10 protein-coding genes are annotated in these 13,504 nt (G+C 72.1%); 3 read left to right on the forward strand and 7 right to left on the reverse strand.

Translation table 11 applies throughout. The annotated features are described in order from the left end of the window. Positions 1-169: 169 nt before the first annotated feature. The 3 genes from IEY63_RS16340 to IEY63_RS16350 form a co-directional block, all read right to left on the reverse strand. Positions 170-511: a hypothetical protein gene (locus IEY63_RS16340; protein WP_189070065.1), complete on the reverse strand. Its 342-nt coding sequence runs from the start codon at positions 509-511 to the stop codon at positions 170-172. A 129-nt stretch (positions 512-640) separates the two neighbouring features. Further along, positions 641-1,660 (reverse strand): endolytic transglycosylase MltG, encoded by a 1,020-nt coding sequence (mltG, locus tag IEY63_RS16345; RefSeq protein ID WP_229784761.1) that lies wholly within the window; start codon positions 1,658-1,660, stop codon positions 641-643. Beyond that, on the reverse strand, positions 1,657-2,616 hold the full coding sequence (locus tag IEY63_RS16350; protein WP_189070066.1) for a carbohydrate kinase family protein: 960 nt from the start codon (positions 2,614-2,616) through the stop codon (positions 1,657-1,659). The genes mltG and IEY63_RS16350 overlap by 4 nt, the downstream gene beginning before the upstream one ends. A gap of 307 nt (positions 2,617-2,923) precedes the next feature. On the opposite strand from IEY63_RS16350, the gene IEY63_RS16355 reads away from it, so the two are divergent. After that, positions 2,924-4,144: a sensor histidine kinase gene (locus IEY63_RS16355; protein WP_189070067.1), complete on the forward strand. Its 1,221-nt coding sequence runs from the start codon at positions 2,924-2,926 to the stop codon at positions 4,142-4,144. Positions 4,145-4,194: 50 nt separating this feature from the next. Beyond that, the gene (locus tag IEY63_RS16360) at positions 4,195-6,258 is read left to right on the forward strand and encodes a cation:proton antiporter (protein WP_229784762.1); all 2,064 of its coding nucleotides are present in this window, start codon (positions 4,195-4,197) and stop codon (positions 6,256-6,258) included. Positions 6,259-6,328: 70 nt separating this feature from the next. Here the strand turns inward: IEY63_RS16360 and IEY63_RS16365 are convergent, their stop codons facing one another. Then, positions 6,329-7,804 (reverse strand): SulP family inorganic anion transporter, encoded by a 1,476-nt coding sequence (locus tag IEY63_RS16365; RefSeq protein WP_189070068.1) that lies wholly within the window; start codon positions 7,802-7,804, stop codon positions 6,329-6,331. A 252-nt stretch (positions 7,805-8,056) separates the two neighbouring features. Between IEY63_RS16365 and IEY63_RS16370 the strand changes: the two genes are divergently transcribed. After that, positions 8,057-8,638, forward strand: a complete 582-nt coding sequence (locus IEY63_RS16370) for a GNAT family N-acetyltransferase (RefSeq protein ID WP_189070069.1) — start codon at positions 8,057-8,059, stop codon at positions 8,636-8,638. A gap of 132 nt (positions 8,639-8,770) precedes the next feature. Here IEY63_RS16370 and argB read toward each other — a convergent pair whose 3' ends face one another. From argB to IEY63_RS16385, 3 genes are all read right to left on the reverse strand, one after another. Then, positions 8,771-9,520: an acetylglutamate kinase gene (gene argB / locus IEY63_RS16375; protein WP_189070070.1), complete on the reverse strand. Its 750-nt coding sequence runs from the start codon at positions 9,518-9,520 to the stop codon at positions 8,771-8,773. 52 nt (positions 9,521-9,572) lie between these two features. Beyond that, entirely contained in the window at positions 9,573-10,562 is a 990-nt protein-coding gene (locus IEY63_RS16380; RefSeq protein ID WP_189070071.1) for an MBL fold metallo-hydrolase, read from the reverse strand. 255 nt (positions 10,563-10,817) lie between these two features. Continuing rightward, positions 10,818-13,442, reverse strand: a complete 2,625-nt coding sequence (locus IEY63_RS16385) for a sensor domain-containing protein (RefSeq protein ID WP_229784763.1) — start codon at positions 13,440-13,442, stop codon at positions 10,818-10,820. Between the last annotated feature and the right edge of the window lie 62 nt (positions 13,443-13,504).

Raw genomic sequence — 13,504 nt, forward strand, 5'->3', positions numbered from 1 at the left:
GCAGGGTGCGCCCCGCGCGTCAATGACATGTCGGCTCCCGTGAAATTCATCACAGTTTGCGCCTCCGGAGCAGAGCCCAGAAGCGGCGGCATGCGGCCCTGGGCCAGTGACGGTCAAGTGCGTTCAGCCTGATGCCGCTGGGATCGGGTTGGCGCCCCGGCCTCTGAGGTCAGAAGTGGGTGCGGTAGGTGCCGGGGCGGGGGGTGGGGCGACGTTCGGTGCGTAGCGCAGGATTGCGGCGGGTGGCGTCTAGGTAGACCAGACGGAGCAGCTCCCAGCGTTTCAGACCGGGCTTGTGCCGCTGCTTGCTCAGCACCTGGCGTTCCAGTGCAGAGCGGTTGCCGTTCAGGGCGGCCAGCACACGCGCCTCCCAGTACACGTCCTGCGCGGAGTCACGTCGGCCGGGGCCGCGGGGAATCTGGGCGTAGCGGTCACCGCCGCCCAGCACGCTGCGCAGGAAGAGCGCGGCGGTGGTCAGAACGACAACCAGCAGCAGCGTTGTAAGGATCATGCCCGTACTCTAGCGAGGACAGCCTGGGCCGTGTGGCGAAGTTTGTCACGTCATCAGCCGCAGTTCAGACAGGGGCGCCCAGCGTAGATGCCTGGGCCGGGTCCGCCCCACCGGCTGGCCAGGGGGCGTTCAGCGGTAGCGGGCGATGTCCCGGTTGTGTTCGGCGAACGTGTGATTCACGTAGATCTTGCCGTTCAGGCCGTGCAGGAAGTACACGGCGTCCCGGCCGTCCGTCAGGGTGCGCCTGGGTTGCAGCACCGCCAGCAGCGCGGCCTCGCCGGGATTGTTGATGGGCCCGGCGGGCAGTCCGGCGCGGGTGTACGTGGAGTACGGGGTGTCCTTTGTGAAGTCCCCGGCGCTGCGGTCCAGTTCCGGCAGGTTCTTGCCCAGCCCGTAGGCGACGGTGGGGTCGCTGCCGAGGGTCATGCCGTCGCGCAGGCGGTTCAGGAACACCCCGGCAATGACGGGCATCTCGGTGTCGTTCGCGGCTTCGGCCTGCACCATGCTGGCCAGGATCACCCAGTCGCGGACACTCAGGCCCAGTTTCTTCGCGCTGGCGACGCGTTCGGGCGTGAATTCCCGGCTCATGCGGTCCAGCAGGGTCTGCACGACCTGCTGCGGCGTCGCCTGGGGGCGCAGGTCGTACGTGGCGGGGAACAGGAATCCTTCGAGGTTCTGCTGCTTGCCGCTGGCGTAGGGGCTGAGGGCCGCGTCATTCAGGACCTTCAGGATGGCCGCGCCGTCAAATCCGGCCTTCTGGAAGATGGCGGGCAGGTCACGCACGCGCCGGCCCTCGGGGATCGTGACACTCACGGTGGGGATGCGGGCGGGCCCGGCGAGTTTCGCGGCGACCTGCTCGGCGGTCATCTGGCCGTTCAGGTCGTACAGGCCCTCCTTGAGGCTGCCGGCCGTGCCGCTGCGTTTCATCAGGAAGCGCAGCACGTCCCCGTTCTTCACGATGCGCCGCTCCTGGAGGGTGGAGGCCACGCCGGCCAGGGTGTCGCCGGGTTTGACCGTCAGGGTGTACGGGGCGCCGCCCGCCGGGCCCAGCAGGCCGCGCACGTACCACAGGGCGCCGCCCACCGCGCCGAACAGCAGCAGCGTGAAGATCGCCAGGACGCGCAGGCACCCGGCCCCGCCGCGTCTCACGCGGCACCTCCGGCGTGCGTGGCGATCCGGGCGCGCAGTTCCTCGTCGGCGGGTGGGCGCGCCCCGAAGCGCGACACGACCCAGCCGCCCACCTGCACGGCCAGGCGCGCGGCGCGTCCGGCGTCGCCGTGCCGGAGCCACTCGGCCAGGAACGCGCCGCCGAAGGCGTCCCCGGCGCCCGTGGCGTCCACGGCGCGGTCCGGGGTGGCGGGGACCTGCACGCGCGCCTGCGCGGGCCCTTCGATCAGCACGCCGTCCTCGTCGAGTTTCATGACGATCAGGGCGTCCGGGAAGCGCGCCCGGAACCAGTCCATGGCTTCGTGGCGGTCCCCGCGGCCGCTCATGGCGCGGGCCTCATCGTCGTTCGGGAACAGGATGTCCACGGGCAGGCGGTCCAGGATGCGCAGGAACACCTCGCGGCCCATGCTCTGGATCATCTGGAAGCTGCCGGGGTCCAGGCTGAGGGTCGCGCCGCCCGCGCGGGCCAGCTGCGCGGCGTGCAGCGCGGCCGAGCGGGGCGGGTCGCGGAACAGGCTCCAGGCGGTCAGGTGCAGGTGCCCGCAGGCGCGCAGCACCTCGCTGGGCAGCTCGTGCGGCAGGAGTTCCCAGTCGGCGCCCTGGCCGGTCAGCATGGCGCGCTGCCCCCGCCGGTCAATCAGGCCCAGGATGACGCCCGTGGGGTGCTCGGCGCTCTCGATGACGTCCGCCGCGACGCCCTCGGCCTGGAGTTCCGCCACGGCCAGCTCACCGAACCGGTCCTGCCCGATCTTCCCGACGAAATGCACGGCGCGCCCCGTCCCGGATCGCCGCGCCCAGACGGCCAGGTTAGCGGCGCTGCCCCCGCCCGAGAGTTCAATGCGGCCCGTGCTGTCCCCTCCGGGCAGCAGCAGGGTGTCCGGCTTCGCCAGCACGTCCCAGGTCAGGTCTCCCAGCGAAACCAGCGGTCGTTCAGTCATGTTCAGGGCGCAGCATAGCGCGCGGCAGGGGCGCGGGCAGGCGGCGGGCGGCCGGGGCGCGCGGGCGGGCCCTTGAGCGGCCCACGCCGGAATCGGTAGCATGCGCGGCGTGTCCCCTGCACAAGTCCGCTCGCCGCTCGGCTGCCTCGCCGCCCGGCCGGGCGCTCCGCTGGCGGACGCCGATCCCTCACTCCGTCTTCGCTGGCGTCCACGTCTCCTTCCGCCTCCCGACCGGGCTCCGCCCGGACCTGCCGCCCGCGGCCGCTCGCGCGACCCGCGGCGGACCTGACCGGGCCGTTCCTGCCCCGTGCCTGAACCGGACCGCGCGCCCCTGTGGGACCTGACGCAGCAGAGCCGAGCGAACCTGCTCACGGCCCTGCTGCCCATGCTGCTGTCGGTCGCGCTGATCGTCGCGGCGTTCCTGCCCGCCCGGCGCACCCTGACGTACAACGACGTGGCCTGGAACACCACGTCGTACCAGCAGCTGCTGACCACGCTGGTGCACTACGCGGCCGTGGAGGTCCAGGCGACCGTGGCCCCCGCGCAGCTGGACGAGGAGCGCCGCAGGGTCGTGCAGCTGCTGGACGGCGCCCAGGACCGGTACCCGCACCTGCAGGAGCGGGAGCAGGAGGCGCAGGTGCAGCTGCGGAACATCCGGCCCCTGATCGACCAACGCACCCCGCAGGCCACGCAGGAGGCCCTGCGGATCGCGGTGGAGCTCGACGCGGCGAACAGTCAGTTTCAGGAGGGCCTGGGCCGCAGCCTGCAACTGGAACTGCGGGGTCTGGAGAGCACGATGCTGCTGGCCGGTCTGATCAGCGGCCTGATGGGCAGCGTGCTGATCCTGGCGGCCCTGAACCGCGCCGGGCACGAGCGCCGCAGCCGCGAGCACAGCGAGACGCAGCAGCGCGAGGCGCTGGGCATGGCCGCGCATGAACTGCGCCGCCCCATGCAGGCGCTGCTGCTGGCCACCGAGGCCCTGCGGCACACCGACAACCTGCGCGCGCGGGAGAAACTGCTGCGCAGCATCGAGGACGCGGCCGAGCAGCTTGCCAGCCGCAGCGAGCTGGAACAGCTGGACGCCCGGTACGTGCGCATGACGGGCGCGCCGGCTCCCACGGACCTCACGGCGCTCGTGGCGCGGCACGAGAACCTGCGCGTGCGGGTGCGGCGTCCGTCCGCGCCGCTGCTGTGGACGGTGGACGCCGCGCAGGTGCAGCAGATCATCGAGAACCTCGTGGAGAACGCCTGCAAGTACAGCAGCGGGCCGGTCACGGTCACGCTGGACCCGCCGTCGGCCACGTGGGGGCCGGTCATCCGCGTGACCGATCACGGGCCGGGCCTGCATCCCAGCCTGCACGAGCAGGCGTTCCAGATCGGCACGCGTCTCGCCACGCACGTGCCCGGGCGTGGCCTGGGTTTGCCGCTCTCGCGGCGGCTGGCGCAGGTGAACCGCGCGGAGATCACCCTGCATGACACGCCGGGCGGCGGCCTGGACGTCCGCGTGGCCTTCCACCGGACCGACTGACCGCGGCGCGCGCTAGGACTGCGCCGCGCCCGGTCCTGTCATGCTGAGGTATGACGCTCGGACGCGGGACATGGCGGGCTTGGATGTGGGGGGCGGCGCTGCTGGGCGCGGCGCTGGGTCAGGGCGCGGCCGAGGGGACGGCGGCGCACGCGGGCCCACCGGAGTTTCTGGTGCAGCTGACGCTGCTGCTGGCCGTGTCCGCGCTGGCTGCTTACGGGTCGTTCCGGCTGCGGCTGCTGCCGATCATCGGGTTCCTGATTGCCGGGGTGCTGGTGGGCCCCGGCGCGCTGGGCCTCATCCGCGACCCGGAGCTGATCTCGGCGGCGTCCGAGGTGGGCGTGATGCTGCTGCTGTTCACCATCGGGATTGAGTTCAGCCTGGAGCGCCTGTCGCGGATCGCGCGGCTGATCTTCCTGGGGGGCGGGTTGCAGGTGGGCCTGACCCTGCTGGCGGCGGCGGGCGCGCTGCTGGCAGTGGGCGTGGGCGCCGCGGACGCGGTGTTCACCGGGTGCCTTGTGGCGCTGTCGAGCACCGCGATCGTGATGAAACTGCTGGGCGAGCGGGGCGAGACGAACGCCCGCACCGGGCAGGTCAGCCTGGGCATCCTGATCTTTCAGGATCTGGCGGTGGTGCTGATGGTCCTCCTGATTCCCATGCTGGCCGGGCAGGGCGGCGGGGCGGGCGGGGTGCTGCTGGCGCTGGCGAAGGCAGCGGGGATCATCGTGCTGGTGCTGGTCGCGGCGCGGCGGGTGGTGCCGCCCCTGATGGAGGTCGTGGCGCGGACGTGCAGCACGGAAATCTTCCTGCTGGCGGTCGTGGCGCTGTGCTTCGGGACGGCCAGCCTGACCGCGCTGGCCGGCGTGAGCCTGGCGCTGGGCGCGTTCCTGGCGGGCCTGCTGGTTAGCGAGAGCCGCTACGGCGCGCAGGCCATGGGTGAGATCCTGCCGCTGCAGATTCTGTTCAGCGCGGCGTTCTTCCTGTCGGTGGGCCTGCAGCTGGACCTGGGGTTCGTGGCGGGCAACCTGGGGCTGGTGCTGGGCGCCGCCGCGCTGATCGCGCTGCTGAAGGTGGTGGTGACGTCCGTCAGCGTGCGCCTGCTGGGCGAGGACTGGCGCACGGCCCTGCCGGTGGCGCTGCTGACCGGGCAGGTCGGGGAGTTCTCGTTCGTGCTGGCCACGACGGGCGCGGCGCTGGGCCTGAGTTTCGCAGGCCTGGGCGAGCGCGGTACTGGGGTGTTCATCGCGGCGACGGTGCTGCTCATGGCGTTCACGCCCGCCCTGGCGGCGCTGGCGGGGCCGCTGCTGACGCGCCTGCCCTCCCCCGCCCCGGCGCGTACGCCCGGCGCCGATCCGGACGCGGATGGCGGCTCGCATGGGCTGCCCGTCCGAGACCGCGTGGTGTTCCTGGGCTACGGCGCGCACGCCCGGCTGGCTGCGCGGGCCCTGAGCCGCGCGGGACAGCCGTACTCGGTGGTCACGCGCAGCCCGGACGGCGCCAGTGAACTTCAGGGGCGCGGCGCGCCGGTCCTGATCGCGGACTACACCCGCGCGGGGCTACTGCGCGACCTGAGCATCGACTCGGCCCGCGCGGTCGTCATCGCGGACGACGACACCGAGATGACCGAACGGACCCTGAGTGTCCTGCGCACAGTCGCGCCGCAGGTGCAGGTCATCACGCGCGCCAGCTCAGCCGAGGGGTTCGCGGGGTTGCAGGCGCTGGGCGCCCAGCACGTCCTGAGCGCCCACAAGGAGGTCGCGGCGGGCATCCTCGACCTGCTGACCCCACCGGAGGTCACGCGGGCGGAACTGTCCCGCCACCTCGCCGAGCACCCGCCCGTGACCCTGAGCGCCACGCAGCGCGCCCAGTGCGAGCACGCCGCGCACAACGCCGGGCCGGTCACGCCCGAGGCGGACGTGTGCCTGGAGTGCGTGGCCGCCGGGGACACCTGGGTGCACCTGCGGGTGTGCATGACCTGCGGGCACGTCGGCTGCTGCGATTCAAGCAAGAACCGCCACGCGACCCGCCACGCGCAGGGTCAGGGGCACCCGGTCATCCGCAGCGCCGAGCCCGGCGAGGACTGGGCGTACTGCTACGAGCACCGCTGGACGAAATAACCTCCAAGTGGATCGAGCACCGGCCGGTCATAGGCACTGACCGGCCGGTGTGCTGGCGTGGCCGGTCCGGTCAGTGCCCGGCGGAGGCGCCACCGGGGCTGCTCAGGCGGCGGAAGAGGGTCGCGGACGCCTCGTTCAGGCCCAGCAGGGTGGGGGGCTGGCCCTGGCGGGTAAACCGGGTCAGGACCTTGTCCAGCGCGGCCACGGCGGACCCGTCCCAGAGGTGCGCGCCGCTCAGGTCGATCACGACGGGGCCCCCGTGCGTGAAGTCGAACTGCCGCAGGAAGTCGTGCGTGCTCACGAAGAACAGCTGCCCCTGCACGTGATACGTGCGCAGACCGCCGGTGTCGCTGACGGTCACGCGGGACGCGTTCGAGACCTGCCGGGCGAACAGCAGCGCGCTGAGGATCACGCCCACCAGCACGCCCCGGCTGAGGTCGTGCGTGAAAACCGTGACAGCCACGGTGCTCAGCATGACGAGCACCTCGCCCCGGGGCGTGACGCGCAGGTCACGCAGGCTGCGCCAGTCGAAGGTGCTGACCGACACGACGATCATGACCGCCACGAGGGCCGCCATGGGAATCTGCACGAGCAGGGGTTGCAGTGCCAGAATCAGGATCAGCAGGCCCAGGCCTGCCGTAAAGGTGGACAGTCGCCCGCGGCCGCCGTTGGTGACGTTGATCATGCTCTGGCCAATCATGGCGCATCCGGCCATTCCGCCGAAGAACCCGGTGATGATGTTCGCCGCGCCCTGCGCGCGGGCCTCGGTGTTCTTGTCGCTGGTGGTGTCGGTGCGTTCGTCGATGAGCTGCGCGGTCAGCAGGCTCTCCAGCAGACCCACGAGCGCCAGCGTCAGCGAGACGGGCAGGATGATGCCCAGCGTCTCCAGGGTCAGCGGCACCTGCGGCAGCGCCAGGGGCGGCAGCGTGCCCGGCAGGGTTCCCATGTCCCCCACGGTGCGGACGTCCGCGCCGGTCAGGACCGACACGGCGGTCAGGGTCACGATGGCGACCAGGGCGCTGGGCACCGCGCGGAACACGCGGGGCAGCAGGTAGATGATGGCCAGCCCGGCCGCGAGCATCGCGTACGTCTGCACGTTCGCGCCGATCAGCTGCGGCAGCTGCGCCAGGAAGATCAGGATGGCCAGGGCGTTCACGAAGCCGGTCATGACGCTGCGCGGCACGAACTTCAGATAACGGGCCAGGCCCGCCCAGCCGAACGCGACCTGCAGGGCGCCCGTCAGGACGCTCGCGGCGAACAGGTACGCCAGTCCGTGGTCTTTCACGAGGCCGGTCATGAGCAGCGCCATCGCGCCGGTCGCGGCGCTGATCATGCCGGGCCGTCCGCCGATGAACGCCGTGACGATCGCGATGATGAACGACGCGTACAGGCCCACCTGCGGGTCCACGCCCGCAATGATTGAGAACGCGATCGCCTCGGGAATCAGGGCCAGCGCGACGACCAGACCGGCCAGGATGTCCGCGCGGGGTTGAGCCAGCCATTCGCGCCGGTACTGCTGCGCGCGGGTCAGGGATTGTGGAGTCATGTCGCACCTCGTGGGGTGCCGTGACAACCGGCGGCGGGCGCGGGGCCTGCCGGGGTGGGAGGGGACGCGCAGGACGCGGCCCGGCTCCGGGTGTTCGGTTGTCGTCGGGGGCGTCTCTCGTGGGACGCCGCGCCCGCGGCCCGGGCAGTATGCCGTACCGGGTGGGGCCAGGGCAACGGTGACCGGCACGCCATTGTGCACAGGCACGTGAAGTACAGGCGCGTGGAGCGCGGCGCGCCTAGACTGCCGGGCATGCCTGCGCTGCCCACCGACCTGACCGTGCCCGCCGAGATCGTCACGCCCCGGTTGCGCCTGCGCCGCCCCGAACCGGCGGACGCGGAGGCGCTGGTGGCCGCCGTGAACGCCTCGCTGCCGCAGCTGCGCGAGTGGATGACGTGGGCGCAGGCGCCCATGACCCTGGAGGCCTCCCGCGAGAACCTGACGGGCGCCGCCGAACGCTTCGATTCGCGGGAGAACCTGCGCTACCACGTGTGGAACGCGGCCGGGACCGAGCTGGTCGGCAGCAGCGGGTACCACGCACTGGACTGGCGCGTCCCGAAGGGCGAGATCGGGTACTGGATCGCCACGGCACACGCCGGGCAGGGCTACGCGCGCGAGGTCGTGCAGGCCCTGACCGACCTGGCCCTGACGGACCGCGCGGCGGGCGGCCTGGGCCTGCGGCGCCTGGAGATCCGCTGTGATCCCGCCAACGGACGCAGCGCCCGCATTCCCCCGGCGCTGGGCTACACGCTGGACGCCCGGCTGGTGAACGACGACGTGACCGCGGACGGCTCGGCGCTGCGCGACACGCTGATCTTCAGCCGCGTGCGCTGACGCGGGTCACCCTGTATCCCGGAGCCAGCAGCACGCCCCAGGTCTCCGCCGCCAAGCGCTGTCATGAACAGCCGCTCACTTCTCTCGTGCAGAGGGATGGACGGGCAACCTTCATCCCTCTGCCTGCTGTGGTCAGGGCGTGATGCGCGTGCCGGCCTCGCCGCGCGCAGCGGCGGACAGGGCCCCGGCGTGCATGCCGCTGGCGATCACCGCGAAGGGCGCGCCCCGGTCCAGGGCGTCCAGTGCGGCGCGGACCTTGGGGATCATGCCGCCCGCGATCCAGCCGTCCGCGACGCCCCCCTCGACCTCGGCGCGGGTGAGGTGCACGGCGCGGCTTTCCGGGTCGGGGTAGTTGCGGTACACGCCGTCCACGTCGGTCAGGAATACGATGCCCTCGTTCAGGGCGCCCGCGACCGCCCCGGCGGCGGTGTCGGCGTTCACGTTCAGGGCGTCCCCATCCGGGCCGACAGCCACGCAGCCCACGACCGGCGTGAGGCCCGTGCCGATCAGGGCGCGCAGCACGTCCGCGTTCACGCCGGTCACGCGGCCCACGCGGCCCAGGCTGGGGTCGAACACCTCGGCGCGCAGCAGGTCCGAGTCGCGGCCCATCAGGCCGACCGCGTGGCCGACGTCCTGGCTGAGCTGCTTGTTCAGCTGACACAGCGCCATCTCCACGACGTCCATCGCTTCGGGCGTGGTGACGCGCAGCCCGGCGCGGAACTCGCTGGGAATGCCGCGCGCGGCGAGTTCCCGCTCGATGACGGGCCCGCCGCCGTGCACGACCACGACCGTCTGCTCGGCGCGCAGCGCGGCGATCTCGGCGGCCACCGCGCGCCGCAGGTCCAGGCTCTTCATGGCATTCCCGCCGTACTTGACGATCACCCCCGGAGTGTAGCGCCGGGGGTGACTGCGGAATGCATTCAGACGGTGGGGCTCAGCTCCAGTTCCAGACGGTGGGTTCGTACTCGTACGAGCCGGGCGCAAGGCGGCGCAGGTGACCGATGGCCGGGAACGGGAAGTGGTACCCGGTCACCCAGAGTTTGCCGTCGGTGATGCGCGCGAAGATCTCCTGGCGGGTGCGGGCGGCCTGCGCGCCGTCGGTGTCGAAGCCCACGTACGCGCCCTCGTGCTTCAGGGAAATCAGGAAGTGCCCGCCGGCGTCCCCGAGGATCAGAGCGCTCTGGCCGCCGCTCTGCGCGAGAACGCTGTGGTGGTTGGCGGTGTGGCCGGGCGTGGCGACGGTCAGGACGCCGGGGACGATTTCCTCGCCGCTCTTGAGGAGTTTGAACTTGTCCTTCAGGCCGATCAGGTTGGTCTTGACGGCGTCGTTGGGGGTGGCCTGCGTGACCCAGAAGTTGAATTCGGCCTCGTTGATCATGTGCTGCGCGTTGGCGAAGGTGGGCTTGCCGTTGGTGGTCAGGCCACCGATGTGGTCGCCGTGCCCGTGCGTGATGAACACGACGCTGATCGTGTCGGGTTCGATCCCGGCGCGGCGCAGGTTCGCGAGCAGCTGTCCGGCGGTGCCGCCGCGGCCGGTGTCGATCAGGATGCGTTTGCCGCCGATCTCTAGAACAACAGGGTTGAAGTGGTTCACGGTGTTCGTGGCGGGCACGCTGTACTCGGCGAGGGTCGCGGCGAACTCGGCCTGCCGGTCGGGGTTGGCGCCCCAGGTGGGCAGCAGTGCGGCCAGCGGAGCGGTGCCGTCGCTGACGGTGGTCAGGGTCATGTCCCCGATCTTCTGGCGGTAGAATCCGTTCCCGTTCATGGCCATGGCGCCGGAGGCGGCGGCGGGGGTGGCCGGTGTGGCGGGGGCGGTCTGGGCGCCGGCCAGGGGTGCGGCGGCCAGGGCGGCGCCGGTGGCGGTCAGGAAGCGCAGCGTGTCACGGCGGGCGGGACGGGGGGCGGGCGGGTCGTTCTGGGGCATGCGTGATCCTCCGGGGGTGAACTATGAAAAACGCATTCACGTTAAACGACCCAGCCAAGGGGGAGATGTCACCCAGCCTGCCATTGCCACCCCTCACCTTGAGCGAAGCTTCACATCGACATACCGGTATCCTCCCCACCCGCGCGACTGTGGCGGTCTGAACACAGAGCTCTGGCCCGGGACACGGCGGTCGGGACGTCAGCAGGGACTGGCCAGCGGCCTTCCCCACTCACGTCCCACCGGCGACGCCTCCGGTCAGTGGTCGCGCAGCCAGTCGATCAGGTCCTCGCCGGACAGGGGCGGCGTGATCGCGTAGCCCTGCGCGGCGTCGCAGCCCAATTCCCGCAGGATGCCCAGCTGATCGGCCGTTTCCACGCCCACTGCCACGACCTTCAGGCCCAGGTTGTGCGCCAGGTCGATGGTGCCCTGCACCAGCGTCAGGGACTTCTCGTCGCCGGGCAGGCGGGCGGTCAGGGTGGGGTGCAGTTTCACGGCGCTCAGCGGGAAGCGGGTCAGGGCGGCGAGGCTGCTGGCGCCGTCCCCGAAGTCGTCCACGCTCAGGCGCGCGCCCAGCGAGCGCAGCTGTTCCAGCAGCCCCAGCGTCTCCTGACTGTGGTCCAGCAGGCTGCCAGCACTCACCTCGATGTCGGGCGCTCCCTCGGCGGACAGCAGCGGCAGCAGGCGGCGCAGGCCCGCCGAGCGGCGCAGTTCCTCCAGGCTCAGGTTCACGCCCACCGACCAGTGCGCGTAGCGGTCCGGCAGCGCCGAGCGCACCGCCTGGCGGCCCAGCACGGCCTCCTGCACCACCCACTCGCTGACGTGCGTGATGAGTTCGCTGCGGCTGGCCAGGTCCAGGAAGTGAGGCGGGCTGAGCAGCCCCAGGGTGGGGTGGTTCCAGCGCAGCAGCGCCTCGGCGGTGGTGGCGCGCCCATGCTTGAGGGACACGGCGGGCTGGTACAGCAGCGTGAACTGGTCGCGGTCCAGGGCGCTGCGCAGCGCCTCTTCCAGTTCGAACGCGCGGGCCACTTCCTCGCGCAGGGCCGGCTGGAACACGCTGCGCTGCGCGCGGCCCTGCCGCTTGGCGTGCTGCATGGCGACCTCGGCGTTGGCGAGCACGTCGTCCCCGGTCGCGTCCGCCGGGCGCTCGGCGACGCCCAGCGCGGCCGTCAGCTGCACGTCCCGCTGACCGATGCGCAGCGGGCTGTCCAGGATCGCTTCTGTGCGGTTCAGGGCGGCCGCCGCGCCCTGGTCGGGCAGGAACACCACGAAGGAGTCGTCGGCCAGCCGCGCGGACAGGCCGCCCGCCTCGCTGCTCAGGTCGTTCAGGCGGGCGGCCACCTGGATCAGCAGGCGGTCGCAGGCGGTGCGGCCCAGCGCGGCGTTCAGTTCGCTGAAGCCGTCCAGGTCCAGGCAGACGGCCGCGCCGCTCCCCCCGGCGCGGCTCAGGGCCTCGCGCATGCCGGTGCGGTTCATCAGGCCGGTCAGGGCGTCGTGGCGGGCGTCGTGGCGGATCTTGGCCTGCGCGCGGCGCAGCGCGGTCAGGTCACGCAGGGTCAGCAGGACGCTGCCGCGCGCGCCGCCCGCCTCGCCGCCCACGCCGGTGGCGCGCAGTTCCATCTGCCGGACCGTGCCGTCCGGGAGGGCCAGCAGGACCTCGCGGCGCATGGGCAGGCTGATGTCCTTCCAGTCGGGCAGGCTGATGGGTTCGCCCTCGGTGGTGAACAGCTTGACGCCCAGTTCATTCAGGACGCGCGTGACGGCCAGGCCCACCAGGCGGGCGGCGTCCACGCCGAGCAGGGTCGCGGCGCGTTCACTCACGAGTTGCGCGCGCCCGGCGTGGTCGACCAGGATGGTGGCGTCCTCGGAGAGGGACAGCACCTGGTTCATGACGCCCAGCGGGGCGCGGCCGTCGCGGGTGCTGGCCTCGCCCTCGGCGACGAGCAGGCCGGGTTCGGAGGTGCGGCGCACGCGCAGGTTCAGGGTGCCGCCCCCGGCGAGTTCCACGTCGGCGCGGGCAGCTCCGCCGGTCGCGGCGAGCTGCACGAGGTCCCGCACGGCGTCGGAGGGCACGTCCGCGAAGCACGCCCAGGACCACAGGGGCGCCCCCGTGGCGACCGGGGCGCCGGTCGGGAGGAGCGCCTGGAGGCCCCGGCTGGCCTGCAGGACCGCGCCGGAGCCGCCCAGCAGCGCGGCGGGCGCGTCGGTGTCCAGCAGCGCGCTGACGTGCGCGGCGCGGTCGTACTCGCCGGTGACGTCCTGAAGGGTCAGCATGACGCCCGCGCTCGCCGCGCCGAAGTAGGGCCGCGCCTCACCGCGCACCCACAGGGTCTGACCGTCCTGGATGATCTGCTCGTCCACCAGTCGCATCGAGCGGCCCGCACCCGCCTGCGTGAGCGCCTGCACGAGCGCCGGGCGGTCCTGGAACACGCTCTGGGCGGTGTGGCCCGTCACGTCCGACTCGGCCACGTTGAAGAGTTCCAGGAAGGGTCGACTGACCCGGCGGAAGTGCAGGTCGCCGGTCAGCCACGCGGTGGCGATGGGCAGCTGGGTGATCAGCACCTCGGTCTCGCGCTGCATGCCGTCGGACCGGGCGGCCGCGAGGAGCAGGGTCAGGACCTGCACGGCTACGTCGGACACCGGGCCGTCTTCCTGCCACAGCAGGCCCAGCAGGGTGCCCTCGCGGGTCAGCCAGGTCATCTCGCCGCGCTCGAACCACTCGTCGGGCGGCACGAGGTCCATCCCGGCGGGCTGGGCCGGGGCGTCGGCACGGACGCTGAGGACCTCGTCCCCCAGGGTGGCGAGCAGGGTCGCGCGGGGCGTGTGGACGCGCATCAGGTCGCTCAGGGCCGACTGCACAGCGTTGAAGGTGGCGGGGGTCACAATGAGGTACCTCGAACCAGCGGGGAGGGGGCGGGGGGAAGGGGCCGGCACATACTCCCGGC

It is taken from the genome of Deinococcus radiotolerans (assembly GCF_014647435.1).
GTDB classification, from domain to species: domain Bacteria; phylum Deinococcota; class Deinococci; order Deinococcales; family Deinococcaceae; genus Deinococcus; species Deinococcus radiotolerans.